Source organism: Bacillus sp. EB106-08-02-XG196 (assembly GCF_013396335.1).
Taxonomy (GTDB): Bacteria; Bacillota; Bacilli; order Bacillales; family Cytobacillaceae; genus Neobacillus.
In genome coordinates this window covers 677341-693952 of sequence record NZ_JABWSY010000001.1, presented here as the reverse complement: position 1 = coordinate 693952, position 16612 = coordinate 677341, and the positions used below count along the sequence as shown (strand labels likewise).

Here is a 16612-nt window from a genome sequence, read left to right as displayed (position 1 = left end):
ACATGCAGCGGCTAATTCAGCTGTCCGTGCGGTTGCAGAAGAAGTTATTGAAGACGTAACAGTTGAAGAAGCTGTTGAAGTTGAAACTTCCGAAGAAGCTGTTGAAGTTGAAACTTCCGAAGAAGCTGTTGAAGTAGCAACTGAAGTTGAATCTGAAGAGGTTACAGAAGATGTAGTGCCTGATGAAGATGCTGTTGCTGTAATAGACTTAAAAAATTAATCTGTATTCAATAAGAAACCGAAGGATATTTTTCCTTCGGTTTCTTTGTGATTGATTTATACATACCGATTCCGACCGGACAGCATTCCAAATATGATGACGACTACTGAAACTAAAATGAGGGTAATAATGGGAATGGTCCATGTATGAGCCAAGTCATATAAATAGCCAATAAACAACGGACCTACTGCTGCTAGGAGATAACCTGTTGATTGTGTCATTCCCGATAAAGCTGCCGCTTGATTTGCATTTCGTGCACGCAGTCCGATATAGGTTAGAGCTAAGGGAAAACTTCCTCCCAATGCAATTCCAATCAAGACAATACTAAGGATTAAAATCGGATAGGAATCTCCTAACAGTAACCCGCTATACCCAACAACTGCGCACATCCCTAACATGAATGAAATCCATACCTGAGACCCCGCACGACCTGCAAGGACAGGAATGAAGAAACTTGCCGGTAATCCCATTAGCTGAGTAAAGGAAAGCATCCATCCTGCTGTCCCCATACTTATTCCATGACTATGCAGGATTTCAGGTAACCAAGAAATCGTTACATAGAATAAAAAGGATTGGAATCCCATGAAAATGGCGATTTGCCAGGCAAGAGGAGTACGCCATAATGCAGCAGAGTCAGCGCGCCCCTTCTTTTGAATGACGCTGGATTCTTTTCCGTTACTTTTTCGTAGAAAGACCCACACTACGATTGCAACTACTACCGGTATTGCCCATACAATCTGAGCACCCTGCCACCCAAGGTTTAAATCCATTGCTAAAGGAACGCTGATTCCTGAAGCTAAGGATGCGATTAGTCCCATTGATGTGGAATAAACACTTGTCATTAACCCAAATTTCTCTGGGAACTTATCCTTAACAACGGCTGGTAAAAGAACATTTCCAATCGCAATACCCAATCCAGCCAAAAGAGTTCCAGCGAAAAGGAAAAAAGTCATCGGAACCGAGCGGATTATAATACCAATGAAAAGAGATGTTAAACCAATGATTAATGTCACTTCATTTGTCAGCTGATTCGCTATTTTTGGAACAAGGGGAGACATGATGGCGAAAACCACTAAAGGTAAACTCATCAATAAACCCGCACTCCAATGCGTAAGTCCAACATCCTCCTGAATCATCCCAACTAATGGACCCAGAGATGTAATGGCTGGGCGCAAATTAAAGGCTACAAGGACAATCCCCATAATAAAAAAATATATATATGCTGATTTCGCATTCGCTTTTGACTCTAATAATTCCAAGAAAAGCAACCTCTCTCTCTCATAAAACAAACTTTCTAAAGTATAGCATATTCATTGGGAAAGAGGGGACCATGGGGACGGTTCTTATGGTTTTTAAAACCACAAGAACCGTCCCCACGGTCCTATTTTAGACATATTATTTCACTGCTTCTGCTAACAAATCGACGATATGAACACCGCGCATTTTACCGGACAGGCCTTCACGCTCGATTCCGAGCTGCATTTGCAGCAAGCATCCAGGGTTTGCGGTTACGATGGTGGTTGCATGAGTCGCTTTTGCCTGAACCATTTTATAGTCAAGCATGACCATTGACATTTCGGACTCAACGATATTATAAATACCAGCAGAACCACAGCAGCGGTCGGCTTCTTTCATTTCTTTGTACTGTACCCCTTTTATAGCCCCCAGCAGTGTCCTTGGCGCTGAGGCTGTCTTCATCACATTTCGCAAATGGCAGGAATCCTGATAGGTAATCACCTGAGGCGGGAGCTCTAATTTCACTTTTTTATGAAAAGAAACAGCTACAAGTATTTCAGAAATATCCTTTATCTTCTCTTTGAACGCCACTGCACGTTGCTTCCAAACTGGGTCATCCTTTAGCAGGTGATCATAATCAACAAGGAAGGCGCCGCAGCCGCCAGCATTGGTAATAATAAAGTCGGCATCTAAGTCTTCAAATGCCGCAATATTTCTCTTGGCAAGCTCTTTTGCTGACTCTTTTTCACCGCTGTGTCCGTGAAGAGCCCCACAGCAGGTTTGCTTCTTCGGAATCACAATCTCACAGCCAGCTAATTGTAACAATTTCATAGTCGAATCGTTTGTCTTCATGAACATCGTATCCATCAGGCAGCCGCTGAAAAAAGCAACCTTGTGTACTTTCTCCGCCAATGCTGGCAGGTGCTCTGGACGGTTCTTCATTTCTCTCATAGTCGGTACTTTTGGAAGCACTTTTTCCATCGTGGCTAAATTGTCAGGTAACAAACCTAAATAGCCAGTTTTCTGCGCAAGGGTTTGAATCCCCGAGCGCTGATAGAAGCCAAGCAATCCAACCATCGTGCGCATCCGATTTTGGTGAGGGAAAAGCCCTTCAAATACTGTTTTTCTAATAGCCCTAACCGGTAATGAGTGTTTTTTATTTTGATTAATAATATCCCTTGCTTCTTCTAGTAAGTGACCGTAATTAACGCCGGAAGGGCAGACTGGTTCACAGGCACGGCATCCGAGACAAAGCTCGAGGGAGCGTTCGAAATCCTCATCAGGTTCAACTATTCCATCGACGACCGCTTTCATCATCGCAATCCGACCGCGAGGAGAATGAGACTCCTTGTAACCTGATTCAATATACGTTGGACAGGTTGGCAGACAGAAGCCGCAGCGCATACAATTTAACAACTCGTCCTCGTTCATCCGCTCTTTGAATTGCTCTTGAATTTTCTGTTGTTCGAGTAAAGTTGTCATCTTGTCATCACCACGCGTTTCTTGCTGTCCTTCGCAAAGACTTTCCCGGGGTTCATGATGTTGTTCGGATCAAATGCCTTCTTAATCCCCATCATCGCAGCGATTCCTTCCTTATTCAGCTTCCACTCTAAGTACGGTGCCTTCATCGCTCCGACTCCGTGCTCGCCGGTAATTGTTCCACCGAGTTCAATCGCTTTTTCAAAAATTTCAGCGAACGCTTTTTCAACGCGTTCCATTTCTTCATGGTTTCTCGCATCGGTTGCGCAGGTAGGATGGAGATTGCCGTCACCGGCATGGCCAAAGGTGCAAATGGTCAAATTATATTTTTCGGTGATTTCATTAATTGCTTTTACCATGTTGGCAATTTCAGAACGAGGGACGGTTGCATCCTCCAAAATGGTCGTTGGTGCTAAACGGGCAATTGCTGAAAGTGCAGCGCGTCTTGCCGTTCTAAGCGCCATCGCTTCCTCTTCTGATGCAGCGATTTGAATCGATACCGCATTTTCTTGCTTACATACCTCTGCGATTTTAGCTATATCGCGTTCGACAACCTCGGGCGGACCATCCTGTTCAATTAATAGCACCGCTTGAACGTCAGTTGGCAGACCAATTTGAGCATAGTCTTCAACGACCTTTAATGTTGCTTGATCGAGGAACTCCAAAGTAGTTGGAATGATTTTATTGGCAATAATCTTCGAAACAGACCTTGCAGCTGCAGAAAGATCCTGGTAAAGAGCCAGCATCGTTTTCCGTGTTTCTGGCATTGGAATCAGCTTCAAGGTGGCTTCGGTAATCGCACAAAGTGTTCCTTCAGAGCCAACGAAAAGTCGAGTTAAGTCATACCCAGCAACATCCTTTGCCAGCTTTCCGCCTGTTCGAAGGATATCGCCATTCGGTAATACCGCTTCAAGTCCAATCACATAATCCCGCGTAACACCGTATTTGAGTCCGCGTAAGCCGCCTGAATTCTCGTTAATATTACCGCCAATCGTTGAGATTTTCATCGAACTTGGATCAGGCGGATAGAAAAGACCCTTTTCTTCAATGGCATTAATCAAATCAAGGGTAATCACACCTGGCTGAACGGTAATCGTCAGGTTTTCTTCATCAATTTCAAGGATTCTGTTCATATGTTTAAAAAGGAGGACAACTCCGCCCTCCGTTGGGCAAGTTCCTGCACAAAGGTTGGTGCCTGAACCGCGCGGAACAATCGGAACTCCGTATTGATTACAAATCTTCAATATCTCTGAGACTTCCTCAGTATTTCGCGGACTGACTATTGCATCCGGCATTGATTGGAAGTTTGGTGTTGCATCATAGGAATAGACTAAACGTTCTATTTTAGAATCATCGAAGTTTTCTTTGGTTACAATTGAAATCAATTTTTCTTTTACATCATTCGAGAGCATGCTATTTCCCCCATTTTCGTACTATTTTCATACTACTTAAAGTATAAAAAAACAGGCATACGCCTGCTATAGATAAACATACAAAGTATTAGTCGAAAATAGATTTGTTTTTGGTTATTCATCCAAAAGATGGACAGCAAGGTACAAAGAAAACAAATCATGGATGGTGTTTGGGTTTAACTGGGTCAGCTCCTCGACTTTCTTCAAACGATAATGAAGCGTGTTGATATGAATGTGCAAGGAGTGAGCTGTATTTTTTAACGAATGATTTTGATTAAATAATTCACGTAAGGTTTCCAACAGGTCTTTTTCTTTTAAAAGGGGTCCAATGGTCCGCTGAATGTATTCAGATTTTACTTCTGATGTAAGTTCTCCGGTAATCATTTCAAGGGTTAATTCCTCATCAAAAATAATACTTTTATTTCGTCTAGCGATTTTCAACGCTCGTTCGGCCTGCACATAGGATTGGTGCAGCTTAGAAGCGGGTGCACACTGGCCGACTCCAGCATAAGCAGTAATCCCGAAGCTATTTTTAATGAATTGCAGAAAGTGCCCTAAACGATTTTTGATTTGAACGTTAATAGGGCAATCGATTAATACAATGATTCGTTCATTACCTGACCTTGTTAGGACGTCATTTTTATTATGGGAAAAAGCACTCAAGATAGAGGACCATACATCTCTTGATAAAGGAAACCTTCTTTCTCCAAACTCGATGATAACAGCTGTACGGTTGACATCAAGATTAATGGTCAGAGCACGGGCACGTTCAAGCAAACTCGGACTTGGTTCTTTTGCCTGAAGCCATTCGAGGACAAAGGTTTCCATCGCTCGGGAGTGATATTCAAACTGTTCACCAAAGTAGTTTTCACTGATTAACAGCTCGGTCATTTTACGAATGATTTCCCCAAACGGGGTAACACTTTCAGGGTCACCTGTAATCCCAATAACACCAATGACCTCATGTTGAAAGAAAATAGGTAGATTAATCCCAGACTTTACCCCTTTTAGCTGTAAGGCTTCATTCTCTGTAATAATCAGCTTTTTCTTCTGCTGTGATGTGATGAAGGCTCCTTCATGGAAGGTACCGAGTCGTTCCCGGTTAGTGCTTGCCATGATGATGCCATCTGTGTTCACTACGATAATTTCTTCTGCCATTAATTTCTGAACTTCCCTCACTATTTTTTCAGCGAGTTCTGGTTGAAGCATTTGGCATCACCATCCCTTGTATATTGGTATTTCCATAAATATGGTAGAAGTTATTTTTGAAGTAATATTTTAATTAGTACTATAATTATAATGAAATAAAAGTGCAAAGGGGAGAATATCTTGAAATATAAAATGTTAGCGACAGATTTGGACGGAACACTATTAAATGAGCAAAGAGAGATTGATAAGGAAAATATCGAGGCGATTCATGAGTACCGCGAAAGAGGCGGAAGGGTCGTGATTTGCAGCGGCCGTTCCCCGCTTTCTACCAGATGGATTGCCAATACAATCGGACTAAAAGGTGAGCCGATTATTGCCTATAATGGCGCTGTGATCCTTGATGAAAATGGAGAAATTAGTGAGCAATCTGTTTTCGAGCATGACCATCTCATGAGCTTCTGGGAGTTATGTGAAGGAGAAGGCATTTATGCACATTTTTACGAGGGAGATACCTTACTCGTTCCATCAGAAACGAAATGGAATAAGAATTGGATTGAGAATAATATCCTCGCTCTTGAAAAAACAGGGGCAAACTTGGAAGAACGTGAGAGTTTTCGCGGGCAATGCCAGGTGAAAATGGTCGCTGATTTTTATCGCTATGTTAAGACTAATCAACCCGTGATCACAAAAATTGCTGTTTTTAACGATGAGGGTAAACTCGCTGATTTTACAAAAGCGATTGATAAACAAGTAGGTGGAATGGAAATCAGCAGCAGTTTCAACTTTCTCAATTTGGAAATTTCACCTGCTGGTGTGAGTAAGGCTTCATCCTTATTAAAACTCGGTGAGAAGCATGATATTCACATTTCGCAAATTGCGGCGATTGGGGATAATTACAATGATTCCCTGATGCTAAGTGCTGCAGGACTAGGGATTGCAATGGGAAATGCACCGGACGATGTGAAAAATCTGGCTGATCAGGTGACGGGAAGTAATCATGAAAAGGGCGTGGCACAGGCGATTCGTCGGTTTCTACTAGAATAATTTTGAAATGGTATTTTACTATTTTAATAAAAATGTTGAATTATTATTTCACAAGCGATATAATGAGTGCATGGAAATCGCTTACAACTAGAAAAAGCTAACGAGGAGGATTAGGAAATGATCGAAGAAAATCTCGAATTATTAACGACCGAGTCCCGAAATGATGAGACGATGCAGATTGATACAGCTAGTCCAATTGATATATTACGAATCATGAACGAACAAGACAAAATGGTAGCCCTGGCTGTCAAAGAAGTTTTACCAGATATTGAGGAAGCCGTTCAGTTTGTGTTTGAATCCTTTAAAAAAGGCGGACGCCTGATTTATTTAGGAGCAGGAACGAGTGGCAGATTAGGTGTTTTGGACGCTGTTGAATGCCCGCCTACCTTTAGCACAGAGCCAGAAATGGTTGTAGGATTAATGGCAGGAGGAGAGGGTGCCTTTCTGAAAGCCGTTGAAGGTGCTGAGGATGATATGGAACTTGGCGTAAGTGACCTGAAGGATTTGGATTTGACAGAGAACGACACGGTTATTGGGATTGCAGCCAGCGGCCGGACACCTTATGTGATTGGAGCGCTTCGCTATGCTAGAAGCATCGGAGCGAAAACCGTTGCGTTATCGTGTAATAAAAATGCGGCGATTAGTAAAGAAGCACACCAAGCAATCGAAGTCATTGTCGGTCCAGAGGTTCTAACGGGTTCAACCCGTTTGAAATCAGGTACAGCTCATAAAATGATTTTGAATATGATTTCGACTTCATCGATGATTCTTTTGGGTAAGGCCTATGAGAATTTAATGGTCGATGTAAAGGTGAGTAACCTGAAATTAAAGGAACGCGCGATTGGGATTATCCGCAAAATTACTGGCGTTTCGTATGAAGTGGCTTTGGAGACATTAGAAAAATCAGGGCTGCAGGTGAAAACAGCCATTGTGATGATCAAACGTGAGACTACGAAAGAGGAAGCAGAAAAGCTATTAACAGTAGCGAATGGCTATGTGAAAATCGCCATTCAACAATAGATTTTGTGAAAAGGTGGTAATAGGTGTGGCCGCAGGCGGGTTAAAAATGCTCCAGAATATGCTTGAACAGCTTCCGGCTTCTGAGCGGAAGATTGCTCATTTCATTCTTGAGAATCCACAAAGTATTTTAAACAGTACGGTCAATGATATCGGAGCTCAAGCCAAAACGAGTGGAGCAGCGGTTATTCGCTTGTGTAAGTCACTCGGTTTGAATGGATTTCAGGATTTAAAGGTAAGAATTGCGGGCGATTTAGTGAAGCCCGCAGAACAAGGATATCGTGACATCGAGCCTGGGGAATCTTATTTTTCGATTGTCCAGAAGACCACCAGCAATAGTATTCAGAGCATCCGCGATTCTGCAGAGATGATCAATTACGAGGAATTGGAACGGGCCGTTCAGACATTACTGTCTGCTCAGAATGTCCATTTCTTCGGAATTGGCGCCTCTAATATTATTGCAAAGGACGCACAGCAGAAGTTCCTAAGGATTCAAAAAAATGCAACCGCTTTTACTGATACACATCTTGTAGCAACATTGATTGCGAATGCGAAAAAGGATGATGTGGTGTTTGCCATCTCTCACTCGGGGGAAACCGCAGAAGTAATCAAAGTAACATCACTTGCAAAAGAGCGCGGCGTGAAGACGATTAGTTTGACGAAATACGGACAATCCGCTGTCGCTTCGCTGGCCGATATTAAACTGTTTACCTCGTATTCTGGGGAACCGGCTTTCCGGAGTGCCGCAACATCATCACGTCTTGCTCAGTTATATATGATGGATATTTTGTTTTTGTCGATGGCGACGGTCCAATACGAGCAAACGATTCAGGCAATTGATCAAACAAGAGATGCCATTCGGTTTATTAAAGAAGGAAATTAACCTTTCAGGGGGTGAGTGTGTTCACTATTACACCATGTTCATTGGGGAAATAGATCACATGATTCAAACAGTAAAATACAACAGAGAGTAGGGGAAACGAAATGGCTGGAGAAAATAAAATATTAGCTGAAAAAATTCTCGAACAACTAGGCGGCGCTAGTAACATTGGCAATTACACACATTGTATGACAAGGCTTCGCGTTACACCGAAGGATGAGTCTGTGATTAATAAGGCTGCCCTTAAGAAAATCGAAGGAGTCCTTGGAGTGGTTGAGGAAGAAACCCTTCAAATCATTCTCGGACCTGGAAAAGTAAATAAGGTAACAGAAGAGTTTGGTAAGTTGATTGACGCTGAAGGTGGAATCAATTTAAAAGAAAAAGCAGCGAGCACAAAAGCAGAAATCAACAAAAAGAATGCAACACCATTTAAAATGTTTTTACGTAAAATCGCTGGAATTTTCATTCCATTAATCCCTGCACTTGTTGCGTCAGGTTTAATTACAGGGATTACAAAAGCGGTAATTCAAGCAGGATGGTTAGCAGGTGATTCTCAGCTTGCAACGATTCTATCTGTTATCGGCAGTGGATTATTTGGTTACCTTGGTATTTTAGTGGGTACGAATGCAGCGAAGGAATTTGGCGGTTCGCCAGCGCTTGGTGCGATTGCGGGTATCTTGATTATTAACCCGGCGGTTGCAGGAATTCATTTGTTTGGCACAGATTTACTTCCTGGTCGCGGTGGTTTAATAGGGGTTCTATTTGCTGCTATCTTTATCGCTTTAGTTGAAAAACGTGTACGTAAGTTTGTTCCAACGTCTCTTGATCTTTTCATCACACCAACGGTTGCTTTATTGGTTACTGGTATTGTTACTTATCTTGTCTTTATGCCGATTGGTGGATTTGTTTCAGATGTTATCACAAAAGGTTTAACTTCTTTACTTGATATGGGTGGTGTAGTAGCAGGATTTGTTCTTGGTGCAACCTTCCTGCCATTGGTTGTAACGGGTTTACACCAAGGTTTAACACCGATTCACTTAGAGTTAATTAATACAATCGGTGACGACCCACTTCTTCCAATCTTGGCAATGGGTGGAGCAGGTCAAGTCGGTGCAGCGTTTGCCATCTATCTTAAAACAAAGAAAACTCGCTTAAAAAGAGCGATTGGCGGTGGTCTGCCAGCAGGTATTCTTGGAATTGGTGAGCCGTTAATTTTCGGTGTTACACTTCCATTAGGCCGTCCGTTCCTAACAGCCTGTTTAGGTGCCGGTGTCGGCGGTGCATTCCAAGCAGCATTTGGAATTGCAACAATCGCTATTGGGGTATCAGGGCTGCCACTTGCTTTCCTTGTTGTTGCAGGTCAAGTTGTTCTTTATTTGGTTGGGGTATTAATTGCCTATGCAGCAGGATTCTTGTTCACGTATTTATTCGGTTTCAATGATGACATGGCTGGTGAATTTGATTGATTGGTATTTCCTTCTATTTAAATGATTCTTTGGCAGAAGAACGGATTAAACTGGCTGGAAAAATGGGTGTGAAGCGAGCGTTTACCTCGCTTCACATTCCAGAAGAATCCGGTGATTTAGTGAATCGTGCGATGAACCTGCTTCAGTGTGCGAAGGAAGCAGGAATAGAAGTTTATGCGGATGTTTCGTTAAAGACACCTGGTCACTTGGGTTTAGATAGTTTATTTGATTTAAAATCACTTGGAGTCAGCGGCCTCAGACTGGATGACTTTTTTGAAAATGAATTGATTTTGAAGCTGGCGGGTGAATTTAAGCTTGCGCTAAATGCCAGTATTATCTTTGAGGATGATATTCGGGCCCTATTGGATGGCGGATTAAAGGCTAGTCAGCTGTTAGCTTGGCATAATTTCTATCCAAGGATTGAGACTGGATTGTCGGATTGGTTTTTTCAGAAGCAAAATGAACTTTTTAAGAAATATGGAATCCCGGTGAGTGCGTACATTCCTGGTGATGGGGAAAAGCGCGGTCCGTTGTTTGAAGGACTGCCAACCTTGGAAGAGCACCGTGAAATGGACCCATTTTTGGCGACAATGGAATTGTTCCATTATGATGTTAGTGATGTTTATATCGGTGATCCAGCGGTAAGTGAGGATCTGCTTAAGAAATTAATCGATCTTGATCAAAATCATAGGATTGAGATTCGAATACAAGGGTTCCAAGAAGGAGAGTTCAAGCTTCGCCCTGATCTGTCCAGAGATGTTCGACGGTTTATGGATACTAGAAGTGTTGAGCCAATACTTCCTGAGAATACGAGTGAACGTTGGCTTGGCAGTATTACGAGAGACAATGACCGTTATGGAAGATATCGGGGTGAGGTCCAAATTACCCTGTGTGATCTGCCTGCCGATGAAAGGGTCAATGTGGTGGGAAAAGTGATCGAGGAAGATATCGTGTTTCTCTCCTATCTCAAACCTGGACAAAAGGTAAAATTCATACATGTTTAATGAACTGCCTCAGCATTGGGGCAGCTTTTTTGCCTCTTATGATAAAGACTTTTTATGACCATTGACGCAATCTATTATTTTTGTATAATTAATTGATGGATTTTTACTATTAATACATTTATAACTAGCTAGAAGGTAAAAAGGGGTAATGGTTGTGGCAAAAAGTATGTGGATGACACTTGAAGAATCAATGCCAAAGAAAAAAATGAAAAAAAACCTACTCTATATTAATATTATGATTGGCACGATTATACTAAGTGCATTAGTAACAATCCTTGCAAATCAATTCTCATAATATGAATCCTAATCCATTAGCCGATTAGGATTCTTTTTTTTCGGGTGATAATTGGTTGTAATGGGAAAAGAAATGGGAGTTATACTACTAATAATAAAGGGGGGATTCCATGGTGGAACTGAAGTATCTAAATCCGACCGAACTTCTAGAGAAAATCTACGATACGCTTTGCTCTGAGTATGAAGACGAAGCACATTATGACAATGAAAAGGACAAACAAGATATAGAAGTGACCAAAAAACGTTTAACGAAAAAAGTATTTAACGAATTCGTCGTCGATGATGAGTATTTTTTAACCATGGATTCGAAAACCTTCAAAGAACGTTATCATTTGTATGAAAAAGACCTACTCAAAATGATTACAGGCTGCAGCGAAAATGGAGTCCCCTATGAAAAATTCATTGTAATCATAGATGATTTACTGGCCAGCGCCAACCATAGACTCAATGCATTTGAACAACTAAACGAAGAAATCACAAGAATCAAGGCAGAAAAAGAACAGGAAGAACAGGATCCAGAACTAGGAGAAGCAATAGTGGATGAAGAAACAGATGAAGAAGAGGAGAATATACAGTGATGTATAAATGGTGCCTGTCACCGCCCGTGGACACTGTCCACGGGCGGTGACAGGCACCAAACTTTTTATCATATTGCCGCTTTATCTGGAAATGCTAGGATAAAGGAGGTTGACTGAGATGAAGTGGAAGAAGTTATTATTGATTTTATTTTTAAGTTGTTCTCTTTTCTCCATAACGGGTTGTGGTAATGATGAGGAGCCTGAGGAAGGGGAAAAGATTGAAGATGTAGAGGAAGAGGATGAAATTGGAGACGGCGAGGTTGATGATGAATAGGGTTAAACCCTGTCGTCCTATCACCACAAAATAGAAGGGAGTGCCTTTAACGGCACTCCCTTCTATTTTATTATGGCAGGATGTTTCCAGCAGCACGAAAGATTTCGTACCACTCTTCGCGTGTTAAATAGATTTCACTTGCTTTACAGCATTCCGTTAACCTGTCCACGGTCATCGTACCGATCACTGGCTGCATTTTGGCTGGGTGACGCAGGAGCCACGCAATCGCGATGGTGGTATTACTAACTTCATATTTAGCAGCAATTTCATCGATCTTCTGATTTAATTCAGGAAACTTGTCGTTTCCTAGAAAAACACCTTCAAAGAATCCATATTGGAAAGGAGACCATGGCTGAATGGTAATGTCGTTCAGTCTGCAAAAATCAAGCACACTTCCATCGCGATTAATTGCAGATTCGTTCTCCATGTTCACGTTCAATCCATTGGAAATCATGTTGGCGTTTGTGATACTCAATTGAAGCTGGTTGGCTACAATTGGCTGCTTCACATATTTCTGCAGCAATTGAATTTGCATCGGGTTTTGGTTGGAAACACCAAAATGGCGTACTTTTCCTGTATTCTCTAGAATATCGAATGCCTCTGCTACTTCCTCAGGCTCCATTAGAGCATCCGGACGGTGAAGGAGCAGCGTATCCAGATATTCGGTGTTCAACCTTTTCAAAATCCCATCCACCGAATGTAATATATGCTCCTTTGAAAAATCAAACATCCCTTTGCGAATGCCGCATTTTGATTGGAGGATGATTTTTTCACGGATTTCAGCATTCATATGTATGGCATCGGCGAAAATTTCCTCTGATGTTCCATCCCCGTAAATATCTGCATGGTCGAAAAAATTTGCTCCTTGCTCTAAAGCATTTTGGATAAAGATCTCCGCTTCCTTCTTTTCTAATGACTTCATGCGCATGCAGCCGACTGCAACCACCGGCACTTCTAATGTGCTGCTTCCTAGTTTCATTATTCTCATCATCATGACCTCCATTTTAGGGAATTTTCCACTCTCATGAACACTATGTATTTCATTCCTTATTTTGACACATTAGCAGGTTAGTATCAAAATTTACGAATCGCTGCATTTTCCCAAGTGGTAGAGTCGAGTAATAGGAAAGTGCTATAATAGATTATTCCAATATACGAAAAATTGTAAGGGTTTTCCCTGAAGGGGGTAACATGCTTTTTTCATTACGCAATCGCTTATTACTTATTTTTACCTGTTTGTTAACCATTCCCTTTATTATACTATCATTGATTATTCCTAGCTTTTTTACATCTGTTATTCGAGAACAGACTCAAGAGTTGACCATAGAAATGATGGATCAGTTTTCGCTTTATGTTGATTCCATCTCTACACAGGCAGAGGATTTGGGCAAGCAAGTGCTTGTTAATCAGACCACACAGGAATGGATTAGATTAAATAGACAAGGTGCTGGCAAGGAAGAAATCGATGCATTGATGAATCAACTTAAACAGGGACTATCCTCGATCATGATTAACAATTCTAATGCGATGTCGATTTCGGTGCTGCTTGATGATGGGACCGGTACTTGGGGTGTTCATTCCTCACTTCATGAAACAGATTGGTATCAGGACTTTACCCAACATAATCAGGACTATGTTAAGTCACATTTAGATCCATTTCAGCAAAGTCATGAAATGCAACAAAAGAAGATCAATAGCTATATTTTGCCCCTCATTGATACCAATACGATGATATCAGCGGGGGTTATTAAAGTGAATTTCCCTTCTGCTTTACTGGAAACGGCGCTAAATAAAATAACAATTGGGCAAAATGGGCATACCTATTTGCTAAATCAGCAGGGTGAGAATATTTTGGCAGGGAAAATAAAGACCCCGAATTCGATCCTGAAACAAAGTTTAAAACAAATCACCACTAGTAAAGACCAAGAAGGGCTAATTGAGGCCGCTTATCAGAAGGAGAAATACTTAGTTTTCTTTCAAAAGCTGCCAGTAGGGGATTGGATCCTAGTCAGTGAAGTGACAGAGTCCGATTTATTCGCAAGGGCCAATCATTTACAGCGAAACCTTCTTTTAACGAGTGCAGTCCTTTTTTTCATCACGATTGTGGCTTCGGTGATTATGTCTAACAATATTACAAGTCCTTTAGGAAAACTTGCAAAAGCGCTTGTGTTTATCGAACGGGGAGATTTTACAGGGGCAAAACGCTTTATGCCTCACATTAAATCTCAAAATAATGAAGTTGATTACCTTATTAATGTTACGGAACATACGATTGATCAATTGCAGAATTTAATTGAAACAGAATATGAAGCCAATTTGCGCCGGAAAGATGCTGAATATAAAGCCTTATTATTACAAATCAACCCTCACTTTCTAAATAACACGCTTGAAATTATTGGAAGTTTAGCACTTCAAGAGAAAAATAAAGAGGTCATGAATGTAAGCATTTATTTAGGGAAAATGCTGAGATATTCTTTAAATACAAAAAGCAATATTGTACCGTTAGGTGAAGAAGTAAATTATATCAAGAGTTACACGAACATATTAAAGTTAAGATATGAGGACACGATTACGATTCATATGGATGTAGACCCTGGCACCGTAACGATCCCCATTATTAAATTCATTTTACAACCACTTGTAGAAAATGCTGTGAAATATAGTTTCAGTGAAAAGACGTTTGCCAATATTTTTATAAAAACTGAAGTGATTGGGAGTCAGCTTACCCTGTCAGTGGCAGATAAAGGGATGGGGATGTCTGAAGAAATCATTTCTGATTTAGAATCCCAAGCGGATGAAACCATACACGTATTGGAAAGCAAAGGAAACAGCATTGGGCTAAGAAATGTACTTGGACGATTAAACCTTACCTATGGAGATGACTTTACCTATCAAATTGAATCTACAAAAAATGAAGGTACGAAGATTACTTTACTGATTGATTTGAAGAGGGGGGGGGAGACAGGATGAAAGTGTTAATCACGGATGATGAGATTCAAATTCGTAAAGGATTACGCTTAAAAGTAGACTGGGAGGAAGAGGGATTTCAACTTGTTGAAGAGGCTTCAAATGGAAAAGAAGCTCTTGAAATCCTCCAAACCAAGGATATTGATATAGTAATTACCGATATGAGAATGCCTATTATGGATGGAGTAGAATTGGCAAAACGTTGTCATCAAGAGTTTCCTCATGTAAAAGTCATCGTATTATCAGGTTATTCCGATTTTGATTATGTGCGAAATTCACTGCAACAAGGCGTTAAAGACTATTTACTGAAACCTGTTGCCCCCGATGAATTAGTAGAAGCATTGAGGAAGATACGGAAAGAAGTAGAAGAAGAAAGAAGAAAACAAGTAGAAATTGCGCAAATGAGCCGGCTTGTTCATTCTCATTTACTAGAATTGCAGGAACAATTTATCCTTCATTTAGCAAAAGAAGAACGATTACAGCTTCCGATTGTGACTGAAAGGCTTCATCAGCTCCAACTCCAAGAACTGGCAAATGAAAATGCAAAAGTACAGTTTTTCACGGTGGAAATTAGAGATGGCCTCGATTCTGCTCGTCTAGAGGAACTAAGGATTCCATTTCAGTTATTGTGTAAGGAAATCGCTCAACAGCAGAATGCAACCTATGTGTTTACGGATCCTAGCTATCCCAATATGGTTCAATTTTTACAGCGAGTTGATTCCCATTCTTCAACGACCAATCCTTTCGTTTTGCAAATTCAACAAAACGTTAACAAGCTATTAAAATTAGAAACGGTCATTGGTATAGGGACGATTGTGAATGGACTTTCAGAATATAGGAGCGGATATATATCCAGTTTACTTGCGTGGAGCCAAAGTCAACTTGGATCAAAGTCACAGATTATGGATCAAACTGCTGCAAGCGAAGAGGTGTTTGACTTTTCTCCGGATTTTGAGAGACGGATAACGAATTCCATTGAAAATGTTGATTTTGCTGCATTTAAAGATAATCTACAGATTGTTCTTGATGGTTCCGAAGGTCGTTCGGTTATGTCGTTTTCTTTTGCTGCCAACCAGGTGTTATTTATGTTGGGATCATTAGCGAAAAAGTACGATGTCGAGACGAAAGATATTCAAAATACGATTTGGAATTGCCAACAAAATATATGGAAGCTCTATTCTCAACATAAAGTGAAAGAGGACCTGATTCAATTGGCCTCATTAATCATTGAAAAAGTTCGCCTCGCTCGTTTTTCCAATAAAAAATTAATCGATAGCATCCGTCATTATTTGGACCAGCATTATGCAAGTGAAATATCCCTTACCACCTTGTCTACATTATTTCACATTAATAGTGCCCATTTATCGGAAACATTCAAACTTCATGTCGGCCAGAACTTTAGTGATTATCTGGTAAATTTGAGGTTGAATAAGGCAAAACAATTACTTAAAGATCACCAGCTGAAAATCATTGATGTCAGTAACTTAGTTGGTTTTTCAAACTCAGGGTATTTTAGTACGGTATTTAAAAAACACGTTGGACAAACACCTTTAGAATTTCGTAACTCGATAGGGGAATAATCCGGTTTGGTA

16 protein-coding genes are annotated in these 16612 nt (G+C 40.9%); 11 read left to right on the top strand and 5 right to left on the bottom strand.

The annotated features are described in order from the left end of the window. The coding region (locus MLOOGBEN_RS03235; protein WP_179156805.1) for a hypothetical protein at nt 1–220 on the top strand (220 nt) is incomplete at its 5' end. Nucleotides 221–276: 56 nt separating this feature from the next. Here the strand turns inward: MLOOGBEN_RS03235 and MLOOGBEN_RS03230 are convergent. The 4 genes from MLOOGBEN_RS03230 to MLOOGBEN_RS03215 all read right to left on the bottom strand — a co-directional run bounded on the left by MLOOGBEN_RS03230 (nt 277) and on the right by MLOOGBEN_RS03215 (nt 5556). Then, complete coding sequence (locus MLOOGBEN_RS03230; protein WP_179156879.1) at nt 277–1422, bottom strand: CynX/NimT family MFS transporter; 1146 nt, start codon at nt 1420–1422, stop codon at nt 277–279. A 193-nt stretch (nt 1423–1615) separates the two neighbouring features. Further along, nucleotides 1616–2938 carry a (Fe-S)-binding protein gene (locus MLOOGBEN_RS03225; protein ID WP_179156804.1) on the bottom strand — a complete coding sequence of 441 codons (1323 nt, stop codon included), beginning with the start codon at nt 2936–2938 and terminating at the stop codon, nt 1616–1618. Next, nucleotides 2935–4347 (bottom strand): glycolate oxidase subunit GlcD, encoded by a 1413-nt coding sequence (glcD, locus tag MLOOGBEN_RS03220; RefSeq protein WP_179156803.1) that lies wholly within the window; start codon nt 4345–4347, stop codon nt 2935–2937. The genes MLOOGBEN_RS03225 and glcD overlap by 4 nt, the downstream gene beginning before the upstream one ends. A gap of 114 nt (nt 4348–4461) precedes the next feature. Further along, nucleotides 4462–5556, bottom strand: a complete 1095-nt coding sequence (locus MLOOGBEN_RS03215; protein WP_179156802.1) for a CdaR family transcriptional regulator — start codon at nt 5554–5556, stop codon at nt 4462–4464. Nucleotides 5557–5676: 120 nt separating this feature from the next. On the opposite strand from MLOOGBEN_RS03215, the gene MLOOGBEN_RS03210 reads away from it, so the two are divergent. From MLOOGBEN_RS03210 to MLOOGBEN_RS03175, 8 genes are all read left to right on the top strand, one after another. Further along, nucleotides 5677–6540 (top strand): HAD family hydrolase, encoded by an 864-nt coding sequence (locus MLOOGBEN_RS03210; protein ID WP_179156801.1) that lies wholly within the window; start codon nt 5677–5679, stop codon nt 6538–6540. A gap of 117 nt (nt 6541–6657) precedes the next feature. Continuing rightward, on the top strand, nt 6658–7560 hold the full coding sequence (murQ, locus tag MLOOGBEN_RS03205; protein ID WP_179156800.1) for an N-acetylmuramic acid 6-phosphate etherase: 903 nt from the start codon (nt 6658–6660) through the stop codon (nt 7558–7560). 25 nt (nt 7561–7585) lie between these two features. Next, a complete protein-coding gene (locus MLOOGBEN_RS03200; protein WP_179156799.1) occupies nt 7586–8440 on the top strand; it encodes a MurR/RpiR family transcriptional regulator in 855 nt (284 codons plus the stop codon). Between the two features lie 101 nt (nt 8441–8541). After that, nucleotides 8542–9903, top strand: coding sequence for a PTS transporter subunit EIIC (locus tag MLOOGBEN_RS03195; RefSeq protein WP_179156798.1), 1362 nt, complete (start codon nt 8542–8544; stop codon nt 9901–9903). Beyond that, a complete protein-coding gene (locus MLOOGBEN_RS03190) occupies nt 9900–10907 on the top strand; it encodes a MupG family TIM beta-alpha barrel fold protein (RefSeq protein ID WP_179156797.1) in 1008 nt (335 codons plus the stop codon). Before MLOOGBEN_RS03195 ends, MLOOGBEN_RS03190 begins: the two co-directional genes overlap by 4 nt. A 154-nt stretch (nt 10908–11061) precedes the next feature. Beyond that, a complete protein-coding gene (locus MLOOGBEN_RS03185) occupies nt 11062–11202 on the top strand; it encodes a hypothetical protein (RefSeq protein ID WP_179156796.1) in 141 nt (46 codons plus the stop codon). Between the two features lie 109 nt (nt 11203–11311). Then, a complete protein-coding gene (locus tag MLOOGBEN_RS03180) occupies nt 11312–11779 on the top strand; it encodes a hypothetical protein (protein WP_179156795.1) in 468 nt (155 codons plus the stop codon). A gap of 118 nt (nt 11780–11897) precedes the next feature. After that, on the top strand, nt 11898–12053 hold the full coding sequence (locus MLOOGBEN_RS03175; RefSeq protein WP_179156794.1) for a hypothetical protein: 156 nt from the start codon (nt 11898–11900) through the stop codon (nt 12051–12053). Between the two features lie 70 nt (nt 12054–12123). Here the strand turns inward: MLOOGBEN_RS03175 and MLOOGBEN_RS03170 are convergent, their stop codons facing one another. Continuing rightward, on the bottom strand, nt 12124–13041 hold the full coding sequence (locus tag MLOOGBEN_RS03170) for an aldo/keto reductase (protein WP_179156793.1): 918 nt from the start codon (nt 13039–13041) through the stop codon (nt 12124–12126). Nucleotides 13042–13244: 203 nt separating this feature from the next. Between MLOOGBEN_RS03170 and MLOOGBEN_RS03165 the strand changes: the two genes are divergently transcribed. Both MLOOGBEN_RS03165 and MLOOGBEN_RS03160 read left to right on the top strand, forming a co-directional pair. Then, nucleotides 13245–15023: a cache domain-containing sensor histidine kinase gene (locus tag MLOOGBEN_RS03165; RefSeq protein WP_179156792.1), complete on the top strand. Its 1779-nt coding sequence runs from the start codon at nt 13245–13247 to the stop codon at nt 15021–15023. After that, nucleotides 15020–16600, top strand: coding sequence for a response regulator transcription factor (locus tag MLOOGBEN_RS03160; protein ID WP_179156791.1), 1581 nt, complete (start codon nt 15020–15022; stop codon nt 16598–16600). The genes MLOOGBEN_RS03165 and MLOOGBEN_RS03160 overlap by 4 nt, the downstream gene beginning before the upstream one ends. Nucleotides 16601–16612 lie beyond the last annotated feature (12 nt).